The organism is Pseudonocardia sp., assembly GCF_035305885.1.
Classification (GTDB): Bacteria; Actinomycetota; Actinomycetes; order Mycobacteriales; family Pseudonocardiaceae; genus Pseudonocardia.
Genome location: NZ_DATGOP010000020.1, coordinates 46128 through 70003, shown reverse-complemented (window position 1 = coordinate 70003; position 23876 = coordinate 46128). Strand labels below are relative to the sequence as shown.

The following is a 23876-nucleotide window of genomic DNA, read 5'->3' as shown; positions in this document are numbered from 1 at the left end:
GGTCACGGGCCGGGTGGGGAGACGAGTCCCTCTCGGATGGCGACCAGGGCCGCCTGCGTGCGCGAGCTGAGCTGGAGCTTCGCGAGGATGTGGCTGACGTGCGTGCGCGCGGTGCGCTCGCTGATGTAGAGCTCGGCCGCGATCTGGTGGTTGGACATGCCGCGGGCGACGAGCGCGAGGATCGACCGCTCCCGGGCGGTGAGCGCGGCGAGGCCGGTGGGTGGGGAGACGAGGCGGCGGGTGAGCCGCCCCGCGACGGTGGGGTCGAGGTGCACCTCGCCGCGCTGGGCGGAGCGGATCGCGGCCGCGACCTCGTCCGGGTCGGCGTCCTTGAGCAGGTAGCCGGACGCGCCCGCCTCCAGCGCCGCGTGCACGCGCTCCAGCTCGCCGAAGCTCGTGAGCACCACCACCCGCACCCCGGGGTGGGCGGCGAGCACCGCGCGGATGGCCTCGATGCCGTCCATCCGCGGCATCAGCACGTCCATGAGCACGACCTGCGGGAGCCTGCCCTCCGCGGCGAGGCGGTGCAGCTGGTCGAGCGCGTCCTTGCCGTCGACGGCCTCGGCGACCACCTCGATGCCGTCTGCGCTCTCCAGGTAGGCCGCGAGCCCGCGGCGCACCACGGCGTGGTCGTCGACGACGAGCACGCCGATCTCGGCCGGGGGATCCGGCTCGGCGACGGCCTCGCTCACCGCGGCCCCGGCCCGCCCAGCGGGACGCACACCCGCACGCGGCACCCCCGGCCACCGGTGCTGCGGCCGTCCACACTGGCGATCTCGATCGATCCGCCCCATCGCTCCGCTCGTTCCCGCATCGACACCAGCCCGAGCGCGCCCGCCCGGACCTCGGAGGTCAGCCCGGTGCCGTCGTCGCAGACCTCGACCTCTACCCGGTCCGGGGGCCCGCTGGTGCGGATGTGCACCTTCGCGCGCGTGGCGCCCGCGTGCTTGACGACGTTGTGCAGCGCCTCCTGCACCACCCGGTAGAGGTCCTCCTGCATCTCGACCGGCAGGTCGCCGACCTCCGTGCTGAGGTCGACCTGCACGTCGATGTCCAGGCCGGACGTGCCGCGGACCGATTCGACGTGGCTGCGCACCGCGCCGGCGAGCCCGCGCTCGACCAGCTCGACCGGGTGCAGCTGCAGCACCAGGCCGCGCAGGTCGGTGAGCGCGGTCTGGGCGAGCTGGAGCAGCTCGTCGGCCACGGCCTGCACCCGCTCGGGGCGGATGGTGCGCCCCGGCGCCACCTGCGCCTGCAGGGCCTTGGCCTGCATCCGCATCGAGAACACCTGCTGCACGACCGAGTCGTGCAGCTCGCGCGCGAGCCGGGCCCGCTCGGCGACCTGGGCGTCGTGGCGGGACCGCGACAGCAGGTCGGCGGAGTCGACGGCGGTGGCGGCCTGGTCGGCCATCGCCTCGAGGAACTCCAGCGCGGCGGTGCCCGGCGGCTCGCCGGGCTTGTAGAAGGCGTTCATCACGCCGACGGCGCGGCCGCGCACCACCAGCGGGACGGCCGCGAAGGCGTCCCAGTCGGGCGCGCCCATGATCTTGTGCAGCGGCGCCCACCTCGGGTCGGCCATCACCGCGGCCTTGCGGTGCGGCACGACGATGCGCCGGCACGTCTCGAAGGCCTCGACGAACATCAACCGCGCGCCGAGCCGCCTGCACTCCTCGAGCCGGTCGGTGAAGTCCTCGGCGTCGGTGAACCCGGCCTTGCCGACCACCTGCATCCGGCCGTTCTCGACCCGCAGGATCTGCACCGCCGCGATGTGCTCGGCCTGCACGACCTCGTTCGCGACGACGTCGAGGGTGACGCTGAGCGACGCGGCGTCCGCGACGCTCGACGCCGCCCTCGCGATCGCGGCGAGCCTGCGCGGGCCGCGGCCTGCGTCCTCCGGGTGCGGATCGGGTCCCCGACCCGGATCGAGCGCACAACCGCATTCCGGGCATCGGGCACCCGTCGCGACGCGCTCGTTCGTCGTGAGCACCTCCGTCACGCCGACCCCTTCGTCTGCGTCCTTCCGGTCGCCGGCCGACGGCACCGCCGGGCCGGAGATCGCTTCCCAGTCTCACCACTGCGGAAGCCAGGTCACAAGAGCTGGGAGCGCATGCGCGCAGGTCGTCCGCGACTGCGTATGCGGACTACGACATATGACCCGGACGCCCTCCCGGGTGCGCGCACGGGCCGAACATGTCTTCCGTCCCGCGAAACCGTCCCTGCACCACGCGGCGGCGCTCCCCGAGGCTTGGCGGGCGCCTGGGGTGAGCCCGGTCACGGCCGGGGACAACCCCGGGCCCGCGACGGAACGGGAGTCCACGTGAGACGACGCACCCGCGCGGCAGCACCGGTGCTGGCCGCGCTCCTGCTCCTCGCCGCGTGCGGCGGCGAGGGCCGATCCGCCGGACCGGCCGCGCCCACCGGGCCGCCCCAGCGCGGCGGCGAGATCACCGTGCTGGAGGACGCCGCGTTCGCAGGGGGCTGGCCCACCGGGCTCGACCCGGCCACCAACACCACCGGCGGCGCCAACATCGCGCAGATGAGCGCGATCTACGGCGGGCTGTTCCGGCTGGAGGCCGCGGACGACGGTTCGGGGGCGGAGGTCGTGCCGCACCAGGCCGAGAGCTACGAGCTGCTCGACGGCGGCACGACCGTGCGGATCACGATCCGCGAGGGCATCCGCTTCACCGACGGCACCCCGATGGACGCCGAGGCGGTCGCGTTCAACTTCCGGCGCGCGGTCGACTCGCCGTGCACCTGCTCGCCGACCTGGCCGCTCGCCGAGAACGGCATCACCACCGACGGCCCGCGCACGGTGGTGCTGAAGTTCACCCGGCCCTTCGCCGCGGTGATCAACGCCTTCCCGGCCACCAACGTCAACTGGATCGCCTCGCCCACGGCCCTGCAGCAGATGGGGGAGGAGCAGTTCGCGGTGACGCCGGTCGGCGCGGGCCCGTTCAAGGTCGTGTCCAACCAGCTCAGCTCGCAGCTCGTGCTGGAGCGCAACCCGGACTACTTCAAGGATGGCCTGCCCTACCTCGACCGGCTCACCTTCCAGTCGATCGGCGGCGACCAGCCCGCCTACCAGGCCCTGCTGGCCGGCCAGGCGCAGGCCTACGAGGGGCTCACCACCACGCCGCTGCTGGAGCAGGCGCAGGAGGCGGGCCGGATCACCGTCACCGTGCAGCCGCCGACGTCGCCGTACGTGGTGCAGCTGAACACGCAGCGGGCCCCGTTCGACGACCAGCGGGCGCGGGAGGCGATCTACCACGCCACCGACTTCGCGGCCATCGCGCAGGGCCTGTTCCGCGGCCACTACCCGGTGAGCCAGAGCTTCACCGGCCCCGGCGGCCTGTTCCACCACGAGACGGTCCCCGGCTACCCCGAGCACGACCCCGAGCGCGCCCGGCAGCTCGTCGCCGAGCTCGGCGGGCTCTCGGTCCGCCTCGGCACGCTCAAGAGCTACGTGGCCGAGCAGGTGATGACGGCGCTGCAGACCCAGTGGCAGGAGGTCGGCATCGACGTGCAGATCGAAAGCTACGAGCTGTCCACGCTCATCCAGGAGTTCAACTCCGGCGAGTGGCAGTCGATGCTGCAGACCGCGGGCGCGTGGGACCCCGCCGCGGGCGTGGGCGTCGGCTTCCGGTTCTCGTCGGACTCGCCGTTCACCGGCGTCAAGGACCCCGAGCTCGACCGGCTCCTCGACACCGCCGAGGCCACCCTCGACCCGGCGGAGCGCGAGCGGCTCTACGTCGAGGCGAACCGGTACATCAGCGACCACGCGTACGCGCCGTTCGGGCTCGCGTTCGCCCCCGCCAACCTCGCCGCGGAGGGGGTGTACGGGCCGGGCCTCACCACGAAGATCCCGCCGATCGTGGTCAACACCGGCGTCCTCTGGGACGAGGTCTGGAGGGTCCAGCGGTGACGGACGCGGCGACGGGCGTGGTGGCGCGGCCCCGGTGGACCGCGCCGCCGAGCCTGCGGCTCGCCGGGCGCAGGCTGCTCATGGTCGTGCCGATCATCCTCGGGGTCAGCATCCTCACGTTCTGGGTGCTCGACCTGATCCCGGGCAACGCCGCCGAGCAGCTGCTCGGCCCGGAGGCCACCCCGGAGCAGGTCCGGGCCCTCGAGCTGGAGCTGGGGCTCGACCGGCCCGCGGTGCTGCGCTACCTCGACTGGCTCGGCGGCGCGGTGACCGGCGACCTCGGCACGTCGCTCGTGAACGGCCAGCCGGTCACCGACCAGATCGTCGACCGGATGGCCGTCACCGGGGAGCTCGTGGCGCTCGCGTTCCTCGTCTCGCTGGGGCTGGCCGTGCCGGTCGCGCTGCTCGCGGCCTACCGCCCCGGCCGGCTGTTCGACCGGGTCAGCATGGTCGTGAGCATCACCGGCCTGTCGGTGGCCAACTACGTGCTCGCGCTGCTGCTGGTGCTGGTGTTCGCGGTGGAGCTGGCGCTGTTCCCCGCGATCGGGTTCGTCCCGCTGTCGGAGAGCGTGGCGGGCAACCTGCACTCGATGGCGCTCCCGGCGGCCGCGATCGCGTTCCCGCTGTTCTGCTTCTACACCCGCTTCCTGCGCGGCGACCTCGTCGACCAGCTGCAGGGGGAGGACTACGTCACCACGGCGCGCGCCAAGGGCATCGGGCCGTGGCAGGTGCTGCTGCGGCACGCGTTCCGCAACTCGGCGTTCGGCCTGATCACCGTGGTCGGGCTGAACCTCGGCACGCTGCTGGGCGGCACCGTGATCGTCGAGCAGATCTTCGCCCTGCCCGGGATGGGGCAGCTGATGCTGCAGGCCATCAACACCCGCGACGCCACGGTCGTGCAGGGCTGCGTCGTGGTGTTCGCCGTGGTCGCCGTGCTGGCCAACCTCGCCGCCGACCTGCTCTACGCCGTGCTCGACCCGAGGATCCGCTATGACGGTCGTTGAGGCCCCACCCGCGCTCGCCGGCTCGCCGGACACCCGGCCGGCGGGGCGCCTGGTGCGCAACCTGGAGATCATCCTGCCGGCCGGCGTGATCGCGCTCGTCACCGCCGCGTGCTTCCTCGGCCCGGTCGTCCTGCCGGTCCCGCCGCCGACCGGCGGGAGCGTGCTGGAGGCCTACCTCGACGCCGGCTCGCCCGGGCACCTGCTCGGCACCGACCCCAACGGCAACGACATCCTCTCCCGGATCCTGCACGGCGGCCGCTCGTCGCTGGTGGTGGCGGTCGCGGTGAACCTGATCGGGCTCGCCGTCGGCGGCACGCTCGGCGCCCTGTCCGGATACGTGGGCGGCGCGGTCGACACCGTGATCATGCGCGTGCTCGACGTGCTCATCGCGTTCCCGTCGCTCGTGCTCACGCTGGCCGTGGCGCAGAGCCTCGGCGCGAGCCAGACCAACACGATCCTCGCGCTCGCGTTCTTCTCGATCCCCGCGTTCGCGCGGATCTCGCGGGCCGCGACGCTGCGGCTGCGCGAGCTGCCGTTCATGGCCGCCGCGCAGCTCGCCGGGACGCCCGGCTGGCGGGTGCTGCTGCGCCACATCGCCCCGAACATCACCCCGCAGCTGATCACCTTCGGGATGCTCGGCATGGGCATCGTCATGGTGATCGAGGGTGCCCTGTCGTTCCTCGGCCTCGGCATCCCGCTGCCCGCGCCCAGCTGGGGCAACATGATCGCCCAGGGCCAGCAGAGCCTGTCGGCCACGCCGATGCTCGTGGTCTGGCCGTGCCTGGCGCTGTTCGTCACCGTGCTCGCGTTCAACCTGCTCGGCGAGACCCTGCGCGCCCGCTGGAGCGGCCGATGAGCGGGCCGACGACCACCGGGGGAGCGGTGACCGAAGGGCCGGCCGCCGAGCGGGACGCCGCGCCGCTGCTCGAGGTGACCGACCTGCGGGTGCGCTTCACCCGCGGCGGCCGCACCGTGCACGCGGTCAACGGGCTGTCCTACCGGCTCATGGCCGGCCGGATGCTCGCGATCATCGGCGAGTCCGGGTCGGGCAAGAGCGTGAGCTCGCGGGCCCTGATGGGGCTGCTGCCGCCCACGGCGCAGGTGAGCGGATCGGCGCGGTTCGACGGCACCGAGCTGGTGGGGCTCTCGGAGCGCGAGATGCGCCGCCGCCGGGGCGCGGACATCGCCATGGTGTTCCAGGACCCGGCCCGCTCGCTCAACCCGACGATGCGGATCGGCGCGCAGATCACCGAGGCGATCCGGGCGCACGCGGCGGTGGACAAGGACGCGGCGAAGGCGCGCGCGATCGAGCTGCTGCAGCTGGTGAAGCTGCCCGCCCCGCAGCAGCGGTTCCACGAGTACCCGCACCAGCTCTCCGGTGGCATGCGCCAGCGCGTGATGATCGCGATCGCGCTCGCGGGCAGGCCGCGGCTGCTCATCGCCGACGAGGCCACCACCGCGCTGGACGTGACCACGCAGGCGCAGATCATGGAGCTGCTGGTCGAGCTCCAGCAGCAGCTGGGCATGGCCGTCATCCTGATCAGCCACGACCTCGCGCTCGCCGCCAGCTACGCCGACGACGTCGTCGTGATGTACGGCGGGCGGGCCGTGGAGCGGGCGTCGGCGGATGTGCTGTTCTCCTCGGTCCGGATGCCCTACACGCGCGCCCTGCTGGGTGCGATCCCGCTGCTGGAACGCCCGTCGCACGGGGAGCTGCCGGTGGTGCCGGGGCAGCCGCCCGACCCGGCCGCGCTGCCGTCCGGGTGCTCGTTCCGCCCGCGGTGCGGCTCGGCCACCGACCGGTGCGCGACCCCGCCGCCGTTCGCCGAGCACGAGCCGGGCCACTGGTGGGCCTGCTGGCACCCCGACGGGCAGCAGAGCGCGCAGGAGGTGAGGGGATGAGCCCGGGGATGAGCGCGGTGAAGGACCCGCTGCTGCAGGCCCGCAACATCGTCCAGGAGTTCCCCGTGCGCGGGGCGGGCGGCCTGCGCGGCGGCGTGGTGCACGCCGTCTCCGACGTGTCGTTCGACCTGTACCCGGGGGAGACCCTCGGCGTGGTCGGCGAGACCGGCTCCGGGAAGTCGACGCTGGCGCGGTCGCTGGTGCAGGCGCCGCGGCCCAAGTCGGGGCAGGTGCTGTTCCAGGGCACCGACCTGGTGCAGCTGCGGGGCAAGCGGCTCGTCGCCGCCCGCAGGCACGTGCAGATGGTCTACCAGGACCCGTTCGGGTCGCTGAACCCGCGCTGGCGGGTGTCGGAGCTGGTGGAGGAGCCGCTGGTCGGCTACGGCGTCAAGGGCGCGGAGCGGCGCAGGCGCCGGGTCGGGGAGCTGCTCGACCTGGTCGGTCTCGACCCGTCGGTCTACGGGCAACGCAGGCCCCGCGAGCTGTCGGGCGGGCAGTGCCAGCGGGTGGCGATCGCCCGCGCGATCGCCCTCGACCCGGCGCTGGTGATCTGCGACGAGGCCGTGTCGTCGCTGGACGTGCTGATCCAGGCGCAGGTGCTCAACCTGTTCGAGCGGCTGCGGGCCGAGCTGGGGTTGTCGTACGTGTTCATCGCCCACGACCTCGCGCTGGTCAAGCAGGTGAGCGACCGGGTGGCCGTGATGCACCTCGGCCAGCTCGCCGAGGTCGGCCCGGCCGAGGCGCTGTACCGCAGCCCGCTGCACCCGTACACGTCCGCACTGCTGGACTCCGTGCCCGGCCTCGACCCGGCCACGGGGCGGGCGAGGCGGCCGGTGCCGCTGCGCGGCGAGCCGCCCTCGCCGCTGGACCCGCCGAGCGGGTGCCGGTTCCGCACCCGCTGCCCCCGCGCCCAGGAGCGGTGCGCCCGCGAGGAACCGACGCTGCGCGAGCACGCGCCGGGCCACAGCGTGGCCTGCCACTTCCCGCTGGCCGCGCCGGACGGAAAACCGCGACATCTGACCCGTTCCGCGCCCGACAGCACGGCGGGCCCCCGCGGACATCTGCAGGTCGAGCCCCTGCCCGGCCGTTCCTAGCATCCGAGACGGACCTCGGCACCGCCGCCGTCAGGAAGTGGGTTCCCATGCGCGCGATCTCCCCCCACCGCCCCTCCACGCGACTCCGCCGCGCCCTCGCCGCCCTCGCCGCGGGCCTCGCCCTGCTGCTCGCCGGATGCGGCGGCTCGGCGGGCTCGGACGGTGCGGCGAGCGGCGAGCTCACCCCCGTCACGTTCCTCAACGTCCTGCCCATCGAGAGCCTGACGTTCACCCCGGAGATCGTCGCCCAGGCCGGCGGCTATTTCGAGCGCGAGGGCCTGGACGTGCAGTTCCAGGTCACCCGCGGCAGCGCACAGGCGATCCAGACCGTCATCGCGGGCAGCGCGCTCGTCACGCGCGTCGGCGACACCGAGATGATGGTGGCCGTCGGCGGCCGCGACGCCCCGGTCCGGGCGTTCGGCCAGCCGTCGCAGCAGTCGACGCTGCGCATCGTCTCCGCCGCGGACGACCCGATCCGCGCGCCGGAGGACCTGCGCGGCAAGAAGATCGGCATCCCGTCCGAGGGCGGCACCAGCGAGACGCTGGTGGACACGCTCGCCGCCACCGCGGGCCTCGCCGACACCGACCTGGACAAGCAGGTCGTGGGCCTGGCCCCGGGCGTCTACGAGCTCGTGCAGCAGGGCCGCATCGACGGCTACGTGGTCGCGATGGACACCGCGGTCGCCCTCGAGCGCGACCAGCCCGACGCCGTGGTGCTCGACCCGTCGCAGGTGATCTCGGGCGGCACGCAGGTCTACCTGACCTCCGCGCAGGCGCTCGAGGACCCCGCCCAGCGCGACGTGCTCTCCCGCTTCCTGCGCGCGGTGAAGGCCGCCCAGGAGTCGGTGATCGCCGACCAGTCGCTCGACACCACGCTCCAGACCCTCGGCGACGCCTACGACATCCCGATCCTGCGCGAGCCGGAGGTGGCCAAGGAGACCCTGCGGACCTACATCGCCAGCTGGCAGGCCGGCGGTGAGGGTCTTCTGAAGATCTCGCCGTCGGCGTGGTCGCGCATCTACGACGAGTCCGTCGCGGTGCACCTCGTGCCCGGTGGGCTCGACGCGAGCGCCTGGTACACCAACGACCTGCTGGGGGCCTCCTCGTGAGCGGGCTGTCCGACACCGCGCGCGTGGCCGGGGCCCCGGCCGAGGCCGGCGCCGCCGAGCTGGAGCTGCGCGACGTCGACAAGATCTACAAGCGACGGCGCGGTGCCGACACCGAGGCACTCCGCGGCATCTCGCTGTCGGTCCGGGCAGGCGAGTTCGTCTCGCTGGTCGGCCGGTCCGGGTGCGGCAAGACCACGCTGCTGCGCATCCTCGCCGGCCTGATCACGCCGACCAGCGGCGATGTGCTGATCGGCGGCTCGGACCTGTGGCAGAACGGCGGTCGCGACCCGGAGGCGCTCCAGCGGTTCGGGATGGTCTTCCAGGAGGCCAACCTGTTCCCCTGGTTCACGATCGAGGACAACATCGCGCTGCCGCTCAAGCTGCGCGGGGTGGACAAGCGCCGCCGCCGCGCGCGGGCGGCGGAGCTGTGCGAGCTGGTCGGCCTCTCCGGGTTCGAGAAGGCCTACCCGCGCGAGCTGTCCGGCGGGATGCGCCAGCGCGCGGCGATCGCCCGCGCGCTGTCCTACGACCCGTCGATCCTGCTCATGGACGAGCCGTTCGGCGCGCTCGACGCGCTCACCCGCGACCGGATGAACCTGGAGCTGCAGCGCATCTCCGTGGTCACCGGCGCGACCGTCGTGTTCGTCACGCACTCGATCACCGAGGCGGTGTTCCTGTCCGACCGGGTCGTGCTGCTGTCCCCGCGGCCCGGCCGGATCCGGTCGATCACGCCGGTCGAGTTCCCGCGGCCGCGGTCGCTCGACGTGGAGACCGAGCCCGGCTTCGGCGAGATCGTCCGCACGCTGCGCCGCCAGCTGGACGAGGAGGGCGACTGATGGAACGCGAGGCGAAGCTCGCGGGCCGGCGCGGCCCGGCGGGGGAGGCGCGCGGGGAGCGGGGAACGAGCGACCGGGCACCGGAGGAGCAAGGCCGCGTCTCCACGGGCCCGCGAGCACGCCGGAGCGAAGCGGAGACCATCGAACGCGGCAGTTGGTTGCCCTGGGTCAGCACCCCGATCGTGCTGCTCCTGGTGCTGGCGGGCTGGACGATGGCCGTGTCGGTGTTCGGGGTGTCGAAGTTCATCCTGCCGACCCCCGCCGACGTGGGCGAGGCGGTGCTGCGGATGCTCGCCGACCCCGCCACGTGGGGGCACGTGCTCATCACCCTCACCGAGGTGGCGCTCGGCTTCCTCGCGGCGCTGGCGTTCGGGCTCGTGGCCGGGGTGGTGCTGGGCCGGGCCGAGTGGCTGGAGCGGGCGCTGCGGCCGGTGCTCGTCGCCGTGCAGGTCGTCCCGAAGGTGGCGTTCATCCCGCTGTTCGTCATCTGGTTCGGGTTCGGCGTCACCAGCAAGATCATCATGGCGGCGACGCTCGCGTTCTTCCCGATCATGCTCAACGTGATGCTCGGCGTCCGCTCCGTCGAGCGCGGCCACCGCGACGTCATGCTCGGCCTCGGCGCGCGGCGTTGGCCCACGTTCCGCGACCTCGAGCTGCCCAGCACGTTGCCGTACGTGTTCGCGGGCATGGAGGTCGCCGTCGTCTTCTCCGTGATCGGCGCGGTCGTCGGGGAGTTCCTCGGCGGCAGCGAGGGGCTGGGCTACCTCGTCGTCGTGAGCCTCAACGCCCTCGACGCGCCCCAGTTGTTCGCGGTGATCTTCCTGCTCGCCGCCCTCGGCTGCCTGCTCTACCTCGTCGTCAACGGGGCGAAGCGGTTCGTCATCCCGTGGCACGAGTCCGTGCTGGCCGCCGACCGACCCTGAAAGGCACCCGATGTTCGAGGCGATGATCGATCCGACCGGCCGCCCGCCCGCCGAGGCGACCGGGCCGCGCCGCGCCGCGCGGCCCGAGCGGCTCGAGGGGCTGGTGGTCGGCCTGGTGGCGAACCCGAAGAAGAACGCCGAGCAGTTCCTCGACGCCGTCGGCGACCTGCTGGCCGCAGAGCACGGCATCGCCGACGTCGTGCGCACCCGGAAGACCAGCATCACCGACCCGATCCCGCCCGCCACGCTCGACGAGCTGGCGCAGCGGTGCGACGTCGTGCTCATCGGCGTCGGCGACTGCGGCTCGTGCAGCGCCGCGGCGGTGGCCGACGGGATCGCGTTCGAGGCCGCGGGCGTGCCAGCCGCCGTCATCTGCACCGACGCGTTCCGGGTGAGCGCCGACGCGATGGCCCGGCTGCAGGGCAGCCCCGGCTACGCCTACGTCACCACCGCCCACCCGGTGGCCCCGCTCGACGAGGCCGGGGTGCGGGAGCGGGCCCGGCAGGCGCTGTCGGACGTCCTCGAGCTGCTCGTGCAGGCCCCCGTCCCCGTGGCGGCTCGATGACGGCGCTCGCCGACGAGCCGGCCGAGGACGCCGCGCGGCTGCACTACGCCCGCGCGGCCATCGAGCACGCCTACGAGCAGGGCTGGACCGACGGGCTGCCGATCGTGCCGGTCACCGCGGAGGTGGTGGAGGAGTTCCTCGCCGCCACGCCGCGGCCGCGCGACGAGGTCGTGGCCGCGGTGCCGCACCTCGGCCGCGAGTGCACCGTGGAGCAGGCCGCGATCAACGCCGCGATGGCCGGGTGCCGGCCGGAGTACCTGCCGGTGGTGCTGGCCGCGTGGGACGCGCTGATGCAGCAGCGCGCGGTCACCGGCGGCGGCTGGCAGAGCACCAGCGGCCCGGCGCCGCTGATCGTGGTCAACGGCCCGATCCGCGCCGAGCTCGGCATCAACTCCACCGGCGGCGTGCTCGGGCCGGGGTTCCGGGCCAACGCGACGATCGCGCGCGCCGTCGGGCTGGTCGTGCGCAACGTGTTCGGGATCCGGCCCCAGGAGCTCGAGCAGTCCACCCAGGGCATCCCCGGGCGGTTCTCGCTCTGCGTCGGGGAGAACGAGGAGGAGAGCCCCTGGGAGCCGCTCGCCACCGAGCTCGGGCTGCCCGACGGCACCTCCGCGGTGTCCGCGCTGCTGCTGCGCACGTGCGAGTTCGTCGACAACCGGCACACCACCGACCCCGAGCAGGTGCTGTGGGACATCGCCGACACCGTCGCGCGCACCGGCGCCGCCATCGGCAGGCACTCCTCGGCGGGCCTGCTGCTCGGCGTCGAGCACGCCCAGCTGCTCGCGTCGAACGGGTTCGCCAAGGCCGACGTGCAGCGCTGGATCTCCGAGCACGCCTTCCGCACCCACACCGAGATGCAGCTCGCCGGCAAGAGCCTGGCGGGACAGGAGGGACCCGGCATCGACGAGCACGGCCTGCACGTCGTGCCCGACCCCGACCAGATCCCGATCGTCGTCACCGGCGCGCGCAACGCCGCCATGTCGATGGTCGTGCGCCCGTTCGGCTTCGGCGGCTGGTCGCGCACCGCCCACCCCATCCGGCAGAAGGAGGCCCGATCGTGAGCATCGACGAGAACGCCCTGTCCGGACTGCGCAGCACGCTCGAGGCCGACGACTACCGGATGGAGGTCACCGAGGCGGGCGACACGGTCGAGGTGACGATCACCGCGGGCCCGGCGGCCTGCGAGGACTGCCTGGTGCCCAAACCGATCATGCGCAACATCCTCCACGCGGCGCTCGGCGTGCCCGAGGAGTCGATCGTGCTGACCTACCCGGCGGACGCGAGCTGACCATGAGCGCCGAAGCGACGTCCGCACCGCTGCTCGACGTCCGCGACCTCACCGTGCGGTTCCCGACGCCCACCGGGCCGATCGAGGCCGTCTCCGGGGTGTCGTTCACCGTGCGCCCGGGCGAGACGCTCGCCGTGGTCGGCGAGTCCGGCTCCGGCAAGAGCGTCTCCTCGCTCGCCGTGCTCGGGCTGCTCGGCGCCGGGCGCGTCACCGCCGGGTCGATCCGCTTCCAGGGCGAGGAGCTCGTCGGCGCCGACCCGGAGCGGCTGCGGTGCCTGCGCGGCGCCGACATCGCCATGATCTTCCAGAACCCGATGAGCTGCCTCGACCCGCTGTTCACCGTCGGCGACCAGATCGCCGAGGCGCTGCGGATCCACCGGCCGGTCTCCCGCCGGGACGCGCGCCGCCGCGCGGTCGAGCTGCTCACCGAGGTCGGCATCCCCGACCCCGCGCGCCGCGTGCGGTCCTACCCCCACGAGCTGTCCGGCGGGCAGCAGCAGCGCGTGATGATCGCCATGGCGCTGGCCTGCGAACCCGCGCTCCTGATCGCCGACGAGCCGACCACGGCGCTCGACGTCACCGTCGAGGCCCAGATCCTCGAGCTCCTGCGCCGCATGCGCCGCGATCACGGCACCGCGCTGCTGTTCGTCACCCACGACATGGGCGTCGTCGCCGAGATGGCCGACCGCGTGCTCGTCATGTACGCGGGGAGGGTCGTCGAGCAGGGCACGGTCGACGAGGTGCTGCGCGACCCCCGCAACCCGTACACGCGCGCGCTGATCGAGTCGATCCCCACGCCGTCGACGCCCCGCGGCGAGCCCATGCCCGTGATCGCGGGCAACGTGCCCCACCCGGCCGCGCTCCCCGACGGGTGCCGGTTCCACCCGCGCTGCCCGGTCGTGCTGGACCGGTGCGCGGTCGACGAGCCGGCGCTCGTCGACCTCGGCGCGGGCCGCAGCAGCCGCTGCTGGCAACACGTCGCGGCCCCGGAGGTGGCGCGTGTCGGCTGAACCGCTGTTCGAGGCGTACGACCTGGTCAAGCACTTCCGGATGCGCCGCACCGTCGTGAAGGCCGTCGACGGCGTGTCGTTCACGGTCCCGCGCGGGCGCACCGTCGGGCTCGTCGGCGAGTCCGGGTCCGGCAAGTCCACCGTCGCGCGGCTCGCGCTGCGCCTGCTCGACCCCACCTCGGGCCGGATGACGTTCGACGGCGTCGACCTGCTGCGGGTGAGCCGCCGCGAGATGCGCGCGCTGCGGCGCCGGATGCAGATCGTGTTCCAGGACCCGTTCGGCTCGCTCAACCCCCGCATGCGCGTGGTCGAGGCGGTCGGCGAGCCGCTCGCCGTGCACCGGATCGCCCGCGGCAAGGAGCGCACCGACCGCGTGGTCGAGTTGCTCGAGCGGGTCGGGCTCGGGGCCCGCGACCTGCACAAGTACGCCCACCAGTTCTCCGGCGGGCAGGCGCAGCGGATCGGCATCGCCCGCGCGCTCGCCACCGACCCCGACCTGATCGTCTGCGACGAGGCCGTGTCGGCGCTCGACGTCTCCGTGCAGGCCCAGGTGCTCAACCTGCTCAAGCGGCTGCAGGCCGAGCTGGGCCTGTCCTACCTGTTCATCGCCCACGACCTGAACGTCGTGCGGTACATGGCCGACGAGGTCTGCGTGATGCACCGCGGCGAGATCGTCGAACGCGGCGACGGCGACACCCTGTTCGCCGAGCCGCAGCACGCCTACACCAAGACGCTCGTCGGCGCCGTCCGCCACCTTCCCGCCCGGGAGGCATCGTGATCGGCTACACGCTGCGCCGGCTGGGCTACGGCCTGGTCGTGATGGTGCTCGTCACCGTGTTCGTCTTCGTCGTCATGCGGCTGGTGCCCGGCGACGCGGTGTCGCTGCAGCTGCAGGAGACCGGCGTGAGCGCCGAGGAGGCCGAGGCGCTGCGGGCGCAGTTCGGCCTCGACCAGCCGGTGTGGGTGCAGCTCGGGACCTGGCTCGCCGGTGCCGTGCGCGGCGACCTGGGCACCTCGTTCTACGGCGGCGAGCCGGTCGTCGACCTGTTCCTCGCCCGGGTCCCGGTGACCCTGCAGCTGGGCCTGCTCGCGATCGTGGTCGGCGCGCTGCTCGGGGTCGGGTTCGGCATCGTCGCGGCCGTCATGCGCGGCACCGCGGTCGACGCGGCCGTGCGCGTGTTCGCGGTGGCGTTCCTGTCGGTGCCCAACTTCGTGCTCGGGCTGCTCGCGCTCACGTTCCTCGCGCTGTGGTTCGCCTGGTCGCCGCCGATCGTCTACGCGGGCCCCACCGAGGACTTCGGGGGGTGGCTGCAGCAGATCGCGATCCCGGTGCTCGCGCTCGGCACCGGCGGCATGGCGGCGATCACCCGCATGACCCGCTCGTCGATGCTCGAGTCGCTCGGCTCGGACTACATCCGAACCGTGCACGCCAAGGGCGCCCGGCAGCGCACCGTGGTGTTCAAGCACGCGCTGCGCAACTCGACGATCTCGGTGCTCACGCTGCTCGGCCTCGAGCTCGCCACCGTGCTGGGCGGCACCGTGATCCTCGAGCAGATGTTCGCCATCCCCGGCACCGGGCAGCTGATCTACCAGGCCGTCCTCGACCGCGACTACCCGGTGGTCGTCGCCTGCACGATCTTCTACGCCGGGCTGTTCGTCGTGACGATCATCGTGATCGACCTGCTCTACGCGCTGGTCGATCCCCGGATCCGGACCGGGAGGGCGCTTTCGTGACCGCGCCCCTGATGGCACTGCGCACGTTCGTCCGCGCCCAGCCGCTCGGTGCGGTCGCCCTCGTGCTGATCACCGTGTTCGTGCTCGCCGCGATCCTCGCGCCGTGGATCGCGCCGCACGACCCGCTCGAGCAGTTCCGCCGCGACATCCTCGCCGAGCCGTCGGCGCAGTACCCGCTCGGCACCGACGACCTGGGCCGCGACGTGCTGAGCCGGGCCATCCACGGCGCCCGCACCTCGCTGCTGGTCGGCGTCGCGACCACCGGGCTCAGCCTCGTGCTCGGCACCGCGATCGGCGTGGTCTCGGGCTACTTCGGCCGCGCCGTCGACGTCGTGCTGCAGCGCGTGATGGACGCCGTGCAGGCCGTGCCGAGCATCGTGCTGCTGCTGTTCATCGCCGTGGTGCTCGGCCCGTCGGTGCGCAACACGGTGATCGCCCTGACGATCGTGATCACGCCGTCGTTCAACCGGATCGCGCGCGGCGAGACCCTGCGCATCCGCCAGGAGCGCTACGTCGAGGCCGCCCGCGCCACCGGGGCGGGGGTGCCGCGGATCCTGTTCCGGCACGTGCTGCCGAACATGTTCGCCTCGGTGCTCACCCTCGGCAGCCTGATCTTCGCCGGGGTGATCATCGCCGAGTCGGCGCTGTCGTTCCTCGGCATCGGAGCCCCGCCGCCCACCCCGTCGTGGGGCGCGATGCTGTCCGAGGGCGTCCGCTACGTCGAGCGCGCCCCGTGGATCATCCTCGTGCCCGCGGCGCTGCTGTCGGCCGCCGTGTTCAGCTTCAACCTGCTCGGCGACGCGCTGCGCGACCACCTCGACCCCCGCCTGCAGCGCCCCGCGATCACCCGCGCGGCGCGCAGCTGGTGGAAGGGCCGCCCGCCCGCGGCGCTCGCACCCGGTCTCGCTCAGGGCTCGTCCCGCCGGGACGGTTAGAAGGGGAGGAACGTGGAGATCTCGCTGGAGGGCAAGGTCGCCCTGGTCACCGGGGCGGGCCCGAACATCGGCAGCGGCATCGCGCTGGCGCTGGCCCGCTACGGTGCGAAGGTCGCGTGCAACGACATCGACCCGGCGGCGGCCGAGCGCGCGGTCGAGCGGATCGAGCGCAACGGCGGGACGGCCATCGCGGTGCCCGGCGACGTGACCGACGAGGAGCAGGTCACCGGCTACATCCGGCGCGTGATCGACGAGTTCGGCCACATCGACATCCTCGTCAACAACGCCGCGCTGCTCGGCGGGAAGGGCGTGCTCGACGAGAGCACCGAGTTCTTCACCCGGGCCGTGCAGGTCGCGGCGCTGGGAAACTTCCTCAACACCAAGCACGTCGGCCGGCACATGGCCGAGCGCGGCATCCGCGGATCGATCGTCGCGATCTCCTCGTCCAACGGCTGGTCCGGCTCGGCCGGGGTGATCGCCTACGCGTTCCACAAGGGCGGGGTGAACAACTTCGTCCGGGCCGCGGCGATGGACCTCGCCCCGTACGGCATCCGCGTCAACAGCTTCACCCCCACCGCGCCCACGCCGGACAACCCCGAGCTGATCAAGGAGCGCGGGGCGGGCGGCGTGCTGGACCGGCCCCGCGCCCACGGCATCGGCGGCGAGACCGGCACCGAGGAGTGGCGCCGCCCGGCGCGCTACACGGGCCAGCGGATGCCGCTGGTCCCCATGGGCACCACCGGCACGCCGACCGACATCGGCCACTGCGTCGCCTGGATGTGCTCGGACTACGCCCGGCTGATCACCGGCTGCGACTTCGTCGTCGACGGCGGCGCGCGGGCCAAGAACTTCGCCTACGCGCCCGCGCCCGCCTCCGAGCTCGCCGGGCCGCTGCCGCTGATCCCCCTCGACGTCACCGGCGAGCTGGACCGGGAGCTGTGATGAGAACGCTGAAGCGCAGGACCTTCCTCCTCGGTTCGGCCGCCGCGGTGGGGCTGGGTACCACCGCGTGCGGGGGCGGCGGGCGCTCCCGGTCGGGGCCGGTCGGCGAGCCCCGGCCCGGCGGCACGCTCGTGCTGCAGATGCCCTCGGAGATCAGCACCCACATCCACCCGCTGCTGCAGACCGACCCGGCGGCGATGGGCGTCGTGTCGGGCACCGTCTACTCGAAGCTGTTGGAGTTCCGGACCGGCCCGGACGTCACCACGCTCGAGATCGAGCCCGACCTCGCCGAGTCGTGGGAGGTCTCGCCGGACGGGCTGACCTACACGTTCCGGCTGCGCGGCGACGTGCGCTGGCACAACGTCCCGCCGGTCAACGGCCGCCCGTTCACCTCCGACGACGTGGTGGCCACGTTCGAGGCGATCAAGCAGACGCCCGCCCAGTACGCGTGGATGTACGAGCCGGTCTCGAGCGTCACCGCGCCCGACGAGCGCACCGTCGTGTTCACCCTCGACCGGCCCTACACGCCGCTGCTGGAGTACCTCGCCTACCACTTCAGCATGATCGTGCCGAGGGAGGGCCTCGAGGGGCGCTACGACCTCGAGACCCAGGCGATCGGCACCGGGCCGTTCCTGCTCGAGAGCCACAACCCCGACGTCGAGTGGGTGCTCAGGCGCAACCCGGACTACCACATCCCGGGCCGGCCCTACCTCGACGAGATCCGCCTCCCCATCCTCAACGACACCGCCGCCGTCACAGCGGCGCTGCGCAGCGGCCGGATGGACGTGGGGACCACCAGCGACGTCAACGTCGCCGAGGAGCTGCGCACGCGCGGGTTCGCCATCGCCGAGGCACCGGGCGCGCCGATCAGCTTCTACCTCAACCCCACCGTCGAGCCGTTCGACGACCTGCGGGTGCGGCGGGCCGTCGTCCAGGCCGTCGACTGGGTCGGGATGGGGGAGAACATCCGGGGCCGCTTCGTCCTGACCTCGCTGCTGCGCCCCGACACCAGCAGCGCCGCGCTGACCCACGACGAGGTCCTCGCGCTGCGCCCGTTCGACCCCGACGGCGCCCGCAGGCTGCTCGCCGAGGCGGGCCTGCCGAACGGGTTCACCACCACGATGATGGTGCAGCGCGTCGACGACGAGGACGTCCGCGAGGCGCAGTGGATCCAGGCCGACCTCGCCGAGGTCGGCATCGACATGGAGATCGAGATCGTCGATCCGGGCACCGGCATCGACCGGCGCCGCAGCCACGACTTCGCGATCGCCAAGGCCCTGCGCGGGGTGCACCTGCCCGACCAGGTGTGGCGCGACTTCGAGCCCGATTCGATCGAGAACTACGCCCTCGTCGACGACCCGACCCTGCACGAGCTGATCGACACCTCGCGGGCCGTGCTGGACGAGGGCGAGCGCGACGAGATCTACCGGCAGATGCAGACCCGGATGGAGACCGAGATCTGCCAGGCGCTGTACCCGATCCAGAAATTCGACTACACGATCGCCGGCGAGCGGGTGCAGGACCTGTGGCCCAGCCCGATCTACCAGGGCAAGCGGCTCGCCGACGTCTGGCTTTCCGACAACGAGGCGTGAGGGGCGGCGGCGATGCGACAGATGACGTACCCCGTTCGCGTCCGCGCACCGGTGCGGTCGGCCCGTCGCCCTGTTTGTATCGCCCCACCCCGCGTCCGAAGGAGTGCGCAGCAGTGACAGCACCCGCCACGACCCCGTCCCGTAGGAGCATCTTCGTCGCGAGCTTCATCGGGACGTCGATCGAGTGGTACGACTACTACATCTTCGGCACCGCCGCGGCGCTGGTGTTCGGGCAGCTGTTCTACCCGGACTTCTCGCCGGCGGCGGGCACGCTCGCGGCGTTCGCGACGTTCGCGGTGGGGTTCATCGCCCGCCCGCTGGGCGCCGCCGTGATCGGGCACTTCGGAGACCGGCTCGGCCGCAAGTCGATGCTCGTGCTCACGCTGCTGCTCACCGGCGGCGCGACGTTCCTGATCGGCGTCCTGCCCACGTTCGAGTCGATCGGCCTCGCCGCCCCGCTGCTGCTGGTGATCCTGCGGCTGGCCCAGGGCTTCGGGGTCGGCGGCGAGTGGGGCGGCGCGGTGCTCATCGCCACCGAGCACGCCCCGCCTACCCGGCGCGCGATCTACGGCAGCTTCGCGCAGTTCGGCGTGCCCGTCGGCGTCCTGACCTCCAACATCGCCTTCCTCGCGGTCTCCCCGCTGGCCGACGAGGACTTCATGGCGTGGGGCTGGCGGCTGCCGTTCCTCGCCAGCATCGTGCTGGTCGTCGTCGGGATCATCGTGCGCAGGCGGCTGCAGGACGCGCCCGAGTTCCAGCGGCTGAAGCAGGAGCGGTCGCTCGCCAAGGTGCCGGTGGCCGACCTGTTCCGCACCGAGCCGCTGAAGGTGGTGCTCGCGAGCCTCGCCGCGATCGGCCCGCCCGCGATCGGCTACTCGGTGATCGTCTACATGCTCACCTACGGCACCCAGGTCGTCGGCTTCCCGCGGCCGCTGCTGCTCACGCTCATCCTGCTGTCGACCCTCGTGTGGATCGCGACGATCGTCGTGTCCGCGGTGCTCGCCGACCGCTACGGAGCCAAGCCGATCTACGTGATCGGCACGATCACCGCCGTCGTGTGGCCGCTGCCGATGTTCGCGCTCGTGGACACCGGCAACGCCGGGCTCGCGTTCATCGCGTTCTGCGTCGCCGCGATCGTGCAGGGGCTCATCGTCGGGGCGCAGGGGCGGCTGTTCACCGAGATCTTCGACGTCCGCGTGCGCTACAGCGGCGCCTCGATCACCTACCAGATCGGCGGCATGATCGGCGGCGCGGTCACCCCGATCGCGGCCACGGCGCTGTTCGCCGCGTACGGCTCGTCGACGGCGGTGGCGCTGTACCTCACCGGCATCTGCCTGCTGAGCCTGATCGGCATCCTCGCGCTGCGGGTGGCCCACCCCGCCAGGTCCGAGGCCCTGCCCGCCGGAACGGACTGACCCCACCCCGGCGAGTCGCGCTCCGGGTGTCGGCGAGTCGCGGTGTGGTGCGCGCGAGTCGCGGTGTGGGTGCGCGCGAGTCGCGGTAAGGGTGCGCGCGAGTCGCGGTAAGGGTGCGCGGCGGCCGGCCGGGGTCGGCCCGGTTCCGCGCAACCGCCTCCTGGCGGCGCCGCGCGCCGATCGGGCGGGCCCCAGGGCCTGCCCGCAACAGCCTGCCGCAAGGGGCCACAGCGGGTCGCAGGTCAAGGGTCGAAGCGATCGCGTCGCCGACGCCGCCAGGCGCCTTGACCTGCGAGGAGCGGCCCCGCACCCTGCGCGGCGCCGCCAGGAGGCCCACCGAGGCTGCGTACGAAGACGGGCACGAGCGGGTTCCGCAGGCCCCCGAGGGGACCGGACCCGTCGGAACCTCGTGGGGCGGCCCGCGCCCGAGGCCGGGGAGGCGTCAGCCGAACCGGCGCACTTCCGTCGGCACCGGCACCTCGACGAGGCGGGGCCCGTCGGTGCTCGCGACCGCGGAGAGGGCCGCCTTGAGCTCGCGCGCGGTCGACACCCGGCACCCGGGCACCCCGTAGCCCTCGGCGATGCGCACGGCGTCGAGGTCGGGCAGGTCCAGGCCGGGCGCGTTCTGCACGCCCAGCTGGGAGACGATGCCGCGCAGGGCGCCGTAGCCGCCGTTGCGCAGCACGAGGAACGTGACGGGGAGCCGGTGCCGCGCCGCCGTCCACAGCCCGGTGATGCCGTACTGGGCCGCCCCGTCGCCGAGCACGGCCACGACGGGGCGGTCCGGGTCGGCGAGCGCCATGCCGACGGCGGCGGGCAGCCCGAAGCCCAGCCCGCCCGCGGCCGGGAAGAGCAGGGAGCGGGGCTCGCGCAGGTCGATCTGCTCCCAGAACTGGGTGGTGTTCGCGGTGGACTCGTTGACCAGCCGCGCGGACGCCGGCAGCGCCTCGGCGAGCGCGGCGAACAGCGCGTCGGCGGGGAACGGGCCCTCGTCCGGCAGCACCGTGTGGGGGACGCCGCGCGGGGCGGGCGGCGGGCGTTCCGGTTCGGCGGGCAGGGCGGCGAGCAGCTGGCCCGCGATCGCGGCGACGTCGCCGACCAGCGCGTCGCCGAACGGGGCCCGGGCCGCCGAGCCCGGGTCGGAGCTGACGGCCACCAGCTCGGTGCCGTCGGGCAGCCACGGGCCGGGGCGGTTGGCGTGGTAGCGGAACACCGGCGCGCCCAGCACGAGTACCAGGTCGTGCCCGGTGAGGTGCTCGGACACCCCGGCGATGCTCGGGGGCAGCACGCCGCGCCACAGCGGGTGGCGGGTGGGGAACGGGCAGCGCGGTGGCGTCGGCGCGGTCCAGACCGCGGCCCGCCACCGCTCGGCCAGCGCCACCACGCGGCCGAAGGCGCGCTCGTCGTCCACCTCGGGGCCGACGACCAGGGCGGGCGTGCGCGCCGCCGCCATCCGCTCGGCCAACGCGCCGACCACCTCGGGGGCGGCCGCGCCGGCCCAGCTCACCCGCCGCCCCGGGATCCGGGCGACGGCGGCGGGATCGACCTGCCGGCCCCAGTCGTCCATCGGCAGCGACACGAACACCGGCCCGGCGGGCGGCAGCGCGGCGCGGTGGAACGCCTCGGCCAGCGCCCGCGGCACGTCCTGCGCGGTCGTGGGCTCGCACGCCCACTTCACCTGCGGCTCGGGCACCCGCACGAGCTCGGGCTCGCCGAGCACGGCGTTCAGCCCGACGAGGGTGCGGTTCTGCTGGCCCGCGGTGACCACGAGCGGGGTGTTGCTCGCGCGGGCGTTGGCGAGGTTGCCGACGGCGTGCCCGAGGCCCGCGGCCGAGTGCAGGTTGACCAGGGCGGGACGGCCGGTGGCTTGCGCGTAGCCGTCGGCCATCGCGAGCACGGCGCCCTCGTGCAGGCCCAGCACGTAGCGGAAGTCGGGTGGGAAGCCGTCGAGGAACGGCAGCTCGTTGGAGCCGGGGTTGCCGAAGACCGTGGTCAGGCCCCAGGAACGCAGCAGGTCGTGGACGGTGTCCCGGACGGTGGGCACGGGGGCTCCTCGGCGTGGGGAGTGGCGACCCGCCGGCGGGGTCGGACGCGCTCGACCCCGCCGGCGGTGGCTCGTGGCTGCTACCCGGCCGGCGTCACTGCGCGGCGGCCTTGGACCGCCAGCCCGGCCGGTAGCTCTCCCGGACGACCTCGGCGTACGGGGCGGGGCTCACGACGGCGCGCACCGCGAGCTGCTCGTGCGGCTGGACGGTGGGCTTGCGGGTGCCGCCGTCCGGCTCGCCCCAGATCACCTGCACCTCGGCGCCGAGCGGCACGTCGGGGGCGACGGTGGCCAGCGAGAGGACCTTGCGCTCGTTGGCGCTGTAGCCGGTGAACAGCGACAGGCCCACCAGGTTGCCGTCGGCGTCGACCACCGAGTCGAAGTTCGACGGCCCGTAGTTGGCGTTGGGCAGGTCGAAGAACTGGTAGTCGGGGCCGTCGGTGACCAGGTAGCTCAGCAGCTTGGCCACGTCGTCGGCGTTCCAGGCCAGGGTGACCTTGCGGCGCTGCTTCTCGGGCTCGATCGCGGCGAGGGCGTCGCGGCCGACGAAGTCGTGGTCGAACTTGACGAACGACCCGTAGCCCATCTCCCACGGGTTGAGGTAGTAGTCCTCGATGTTGTCCGACACGAAGCTGCCTGCGATGGCGTTGGTGGCCTCGTAGCTGTCGGCAGGCAGCCACTCGCGGTAGTCGCGCAGCCCGGGGCTGGTGTAGATCGCCGGCAGCGGCGAGGGGATCCAGCCCGACTCGAGCGTGTTGCAGGCGTAGGCGCGCGAGCCGCACGGCTCGAGACCGAACTCGCGGCCGGCCTCGAGGATGGTCTCGCGCACCCGGTCGTAGCTGTCGTACGGGCCCCAGATCTCCAGGCCGGGGGCGCCCGCCATGCCGTGGCGCAGCGTGCGGACCTCCTCGCCGCCGATCTTCATGCGGCCCATGGTGAAGAACTTGGTCTGCTCGACCGGGCCGCCGTTGAGCTTCTCGATGACGTCCCACGCCCGCGGCCCCTGGATCTGGAACCGCCACACGTCGCGCTTGACGGCCTTGCCGTAGGGGCGCATCGGCGAGCGCGGGTCGAGCTTGATGTCGACGTCGTAGCCCTGCGTGGCCCGGAACTGCAGGTAGTTGGCCACCGGGGCGCGGCCGACGTAGACGAACCGGTCCTCGGCCTCGCGGAACAGGATGCCGTCGCCGATGACCCCGCCCTCGGGGGACACCGGCACGTACTGCTTGGCGGTGTCGACCCGGAAGTTGGCCGTGCTGTTGATCCCGTAGTCGGTGATCAGCTTCAGCGCGTCCCGGCCCGAGATGAACAGGTTGGCCATGTGGTGGCTCTGGTCGAACAGCACCGCCGTCTCGCGCCAGGCGATCACCTCGCGGCGCCAGTTGGTGAACTCGGCCGGGACGACCGGGTAGATGTACGCGCCCAGCTGGGAGTTGCGCAGCAGGTCGACGATGTCTCCCGCCTGGTCCAGCACTTCTTGGCAGTTCTTCGCGCTCATGCGTGCCACCCTCGTCGTTCGTCCCTACGGTCTGCAGTCACGCTAGGAACGGGGGTACCCACC

At 73.2% G+C, this 23876-nt stretch carries 22 protein-coding genes; 18 read left to right on the top strand and 4 right to left on the bottom strand.

Annotation, left to right across the window (positions count from 1 at the left end; translation table 11 throughout):
* Positions 1–2 precede the first annotated feature (2 nt).
* Both VKZ81_RS03545 and VKZ81_RS03540 read right to left on the bottom strand, forming a co-directional pair.
* A complete protein-coding gene (locus VKZ81_RS03545) occupies positions 3–692 on the bottom strand; it encodes a response regulator transcription factor (protein ID WP_324239933.1) in 690 nt (229 codons plus the stop codon).
* The gene (locus VKZ81_RS03540) at positions 689–1996 is read right to left on the bottom strand and encodes a GAF domain-containing sensor histidine kinase (RefSeq protein ID WP_324239932.1); all 1308 of its coding nucleotides are present in this window, start codon (positions 1994–1996) and stop codon (positions 689–691) included. Before VKZ81_RS03540 ends, VKZ81_RS03545 begins: the two co-directional genes overlap by 4 nt.
* A 321-nt stretch (positions 1997–2317) precedes the next feature.
* Here VKZ81_RS03540 and VKZ81_RS03535 point away from each other — a divergent pair, with 321 nt between their 5' ends.
* From VKZ81_RS03535 to VKZ81_RS03450, 18 genes are all read left to right on the top strand, one after another.
* Positions 2318–3922, top strand: a complete 1605-nt coding sequence (locus tag VKZ81_RS03535; RefSeq protein WP_324239931.1) for an ABC transporter substrate-binding protein — start codon at positions 2318–2320, stop codon at positions 3920–3922.
* Positions 3919–4926 carry an ABC transporter permease gene (locus VKZ81_RS03530; RefSeq protein WP_324239930.1) on the top strand — a complete coding sequence of 336 codons (1008 nt, stop codon included), beginning with the start codon at positions 3919–3921 and terminating at the stop codon, positions 4924–4926. The genes VKZ81_RS03535 and VKZ81_RS03530 overlap by 4 nt, the downstream gene beginning before the upstream one ends.
* Positions 4913–5782, top strand: coding sequence for an ABC transporter permease (locus VKZ81_RS03525; RefSeq protein WP_324239929.1), 870 nt, complete (start codon positions 4913–4915; stop codon positions 5780–5782). Before VKZ81_RS03530 ends, VKZ81_RS03525 begins: the two co-directional genes overlap by 14 nt.
* Positions 5779–6828: an ABC transporter ATP-binding protein gene (locus VKZ81_RS03520; RefSeq protein ID WP_324239928.1), complete on the top strand. Its 1050-nt coding sequence runs from the start codon at positions 5779–5781 to the stop codon at positions 6826–6828. Before VKZ81_RS03525 ends, VKZ81_RS03520 begins: the two co-directional genes overlap by 4 nt.
* 8 nt (positions 6829–6836) lie before the next feature.
* On the top strand, positions 6837–7922 hold the full coding sequence (locus VKZ81_RS03515) for an ABC transporter ATP-binding protein (protein ID WP_324239943.1): 1086 nt from the start codon (positions 6837–6839) through the stop codon (positions 7920–7922).
* A gap of 47 nt (positions 7923–7969) precedes the next feature.
* The gene (locus tag VKZ81_RS03510; RefSeq protein WP_324239927.1) at positions 7970–9031 is read left to right on the top strand and encodes an ABC transporter substrate-binding protein; all 1062 of its coding nucleotides are present in this window, start codon (positions 7970–7972) and stop codon (positions 9029–9031) included.
* Positions 9028–9867 carry an ABC transporter ATP-binding protein gene (locus VKZ81_RS03505; protein ID WP_324239926.1) on the top strand — a complete coding sequence of 280 codons (840 nt, stop codon included), beginning with the start codon at positions 9028–9030 and terminating at the stop codon, positions 9865–9867. Before VKZ81_RS03510 ends, VKZ81_RS03505 begins: the two co-directional genes overlap by 4 nt.
* Positions 9867–10790: an ABC transporter permease gene (locus tag VKZ81_RS03500; RefSeq protein ID WP_324239925.1), complete on the top strand. Its 924-nt coding sequence runs from the start codon at positions 9867–9869 to the stop codon at positions 10788–10790. Before VKZ81_RS03505 ends, VKZ81_RS03500 begins: the two co-directional genes overlap by 1 nt.
* 22 nt (positions 10791–10812) lie before the next feature.
* Positions 10813–11355, top strand: a complete 543-nt coding sequence (locus tag VKZ81_RS03495; RefSeq protein WP_324239924.1) for a UGSC family (seleno)protein — start codon at positions 10813–10815, stop codon at positions 11353–11355.
* Complete coding sequence (locus VKZ81_RS03490) at positions 11352–12416, top strand: hypothetical protein (protein WP_324239923.1); 1065 nt, start codon at positions 11352–11354, stop codon at positions 12414–12416. Before VKZ81_RS03495 ends, VKZ81_RS03490 begins: the two co-directional genes overlap by 4 nt.
* The gene (locus tag VKZ81_RS03485) at positions 12413–12643 is read left to right on the top strand and encodes a hypothetical protein (RefSeq protein WP_324239922.1); all 231 of its coding nucleotides are present in this window, start codon (positions 12413–12415) and stop codon (positions 12641–12643) included. The genes VKZ81_RS03490 and VKZ81_RS03485 overlap by 4 nt, the downstream gene beginning before the upstream one ends.
* Before the next feature lie 2 nt (positions 12644–12645).
* Positions 12646–13653: an ABC transporter ATP-binding protein gene (locus VKZ81_RS03480; protein WP_324239921.1), complete on the top strand. Its 1008-nt coding sequence runs from the start codon at positions 12646–12648 to the stop codon at positions 13651–13653.
* Complete coding sequence (locus VKZ81_RS03475; RefSeq protein WP_324239920.1) at positions 13643–14431, top strand: ATP-binding cassette domain-containing protein; 789 nt, start codon at positions 13643–13645, stop codon at positions 14429–14431. The genes VKZ81_RS03480 and VKZ81_RS03475 overlap by 11 nt, the downstream gene beginning before the upstream one ends.
* Positions 14428–15387: an ABC transporter permease gene (locus VKZ81_RS03470; RefSeq protein ID WP_324239919.1), complete on the top strand. Its 960-nt coding sequence runs from the start codon at positions 14428–14430 to the stop codon at positions 15385–15387. Before VKZ81_RS03475 ends, VKZ81_RS03470 begins: the two co-directional genes overlap by 4 nt.
* Positions 15384–16322 carry an ABC transporter permease gene (locus VKZ81_RS03465; RefSeq protein ID WP_324239918.1) on the top strand — a complete coding sequence of 313 codons (939 nt, stop codon included), beginning with the start codon at positions 15384–15386 and terminating at the stop codon, positions 16320–16322. The genes VKZ81_RS03470 and VKZ81_RS03465 overlap by 4 nt, the downstream gene beginning before the upstream one ends.
* Before the next feature lie 12 nt (positions 16323–16334).
* The gene (locus tag VKZ81_RS03460) at positions 16335–17264 is read left to right on the top strand and encodes an SDR family NAD(P)-dependent oxidoreductase (RefSeq protein ID WP_324239917.1); all 930 of its coding nucleotides are present in this window, start codon (positions 16335–16337) and stop codon (positions 17262–17264) included.
* Positions 17264–18856: an ABC transporter substrate-binding protein gene (locus tag VKZ81_RS03455; protein ID WP_324239916.1), complete on the top strand. Its 1593-nt coding sequence runs from the start codon at positions 17264–17266 to the stop codon at positions 18854–18856. The genes VKZ81_RS03460 and VKZ81_RS03455 overlap by 1 nt, the downstream gene beginning before the upstream one ends.
* Positions 18857–18969: 113 nt before the next feature.
* On the top strand, positions 18970–20271 hold the full coding sequence (locus VKZ81_RS03450) for an MFS transporter (RefSeq protein WP_324239915.1): 1302 nt from the start codon (positions 18970–18972) through the stop codon (positions 20269–20271).
* 442 nt (positions 20272–20713) lie between these two features.
* Here the strand turns inward: VKZ81_RS03450 and mdlC are convergent, their stop codons facing one another.
* Together mdlC and ligM are read right to left on the bottom strand one after the other, a co-directional pair.
* Complete coding sequence (mdlC, locus tag VKZ81_RS03445; RefSeq protein ID WP_324239914.1) at positions 20714–22315, bottom strand: benzoylformate decarboxylase; 1602 nt, start codon at positions 22313–22315, stop codon at positions 20714–20716.
* A 94-nt stretch (positions 22316–22409) separates the two neighbouring features.
* Complete coding sequence (gene ligM / locus VKZ81_RS03440; protein WP_324239913.1) at positions 22410–23813, bottom strand: vanillate/3-O-methylgallate O-demethylase; 1404 nt, start codon at positions 23811–23813, stop codon at positions 22410–22412.
* Between the last annotated feature and the right edge of the window lie 63 nt (positions 23814–23876).

Bases quoted from the DNA above. Each gene is read 5' to 3' on its own strand.
- VKZ81_RS03525 (WP_324239929.1), top strand. From the start codon at position 4,913: ATGACGGTCGTTGAGGCCCCACCCGCGCTCGCCGGCTCGCCGGACACC.
- VKZ81_RS03520 (WP_324239928.1), top strand. From the start codon at position 5,779: ATGAGCGGGCCGACGACCACCGGGGGAGCGGTGACCGAAGGGCCGGCC.
- VKZ81_RS03515 (WP_324239943.1), top strand. From the start codon at position 6,837: ATGAGCGCGGTGAAGGACCCGCTGCTGCAGGCCCGCAACATCGTCCAG.
- VKZ81_RS03510 (WP_324239927.1), top strand. From the start codon at position 7,970: ATGCGCGCGATCTCCCCCCACCGCCCCTCCACGCGACTCCGCCGCGCC.
- VKZ81_RS03500 (WP_324239925.1), top strand. From the start codon at position 9,867: ATGGAACGCGAGGCGAAGCTCGCGGGCCGGCGCGGCCCGGCGGGGGAG.
- VKZ81_RS03495 (WP_324239924.1), top strand. From the start codon at position 10,813: ATGATCGATCCGACCGGCCGCCCGCCCGCCGAGGCGACCGGGCCGCGC.
- VKZ81_RS03490 (WP_324239923.1), top strand. From the start codon at position 11,352: ATGACGGCGCTCGCCGACGAGCCGGCCGAGGACGCCGCGCGGCTGCAC.
- VKZ81_RS03480 (WP_324239921.1), top strand. From the start codon at position 12,646: ATGAGCGCCGAAGCGACGTCCGCACCGCTGCTCGACGTCCGCGACCTC.
- VKZ81_RS03455 (WP_324239916.1), top strand. From the start codon at position 17,264: ATGAGAACGCTGAAGCGCAGGACCTTCCTCCTCGGTTCGGCCGCCGCG.
- ligM (WP_324239913.1), bottom strand. From the start codon at position 23,813: ATGAGCGCGAAGAACTGCCAAGAAGTGCTGGACCAGGCGGGAGACATC.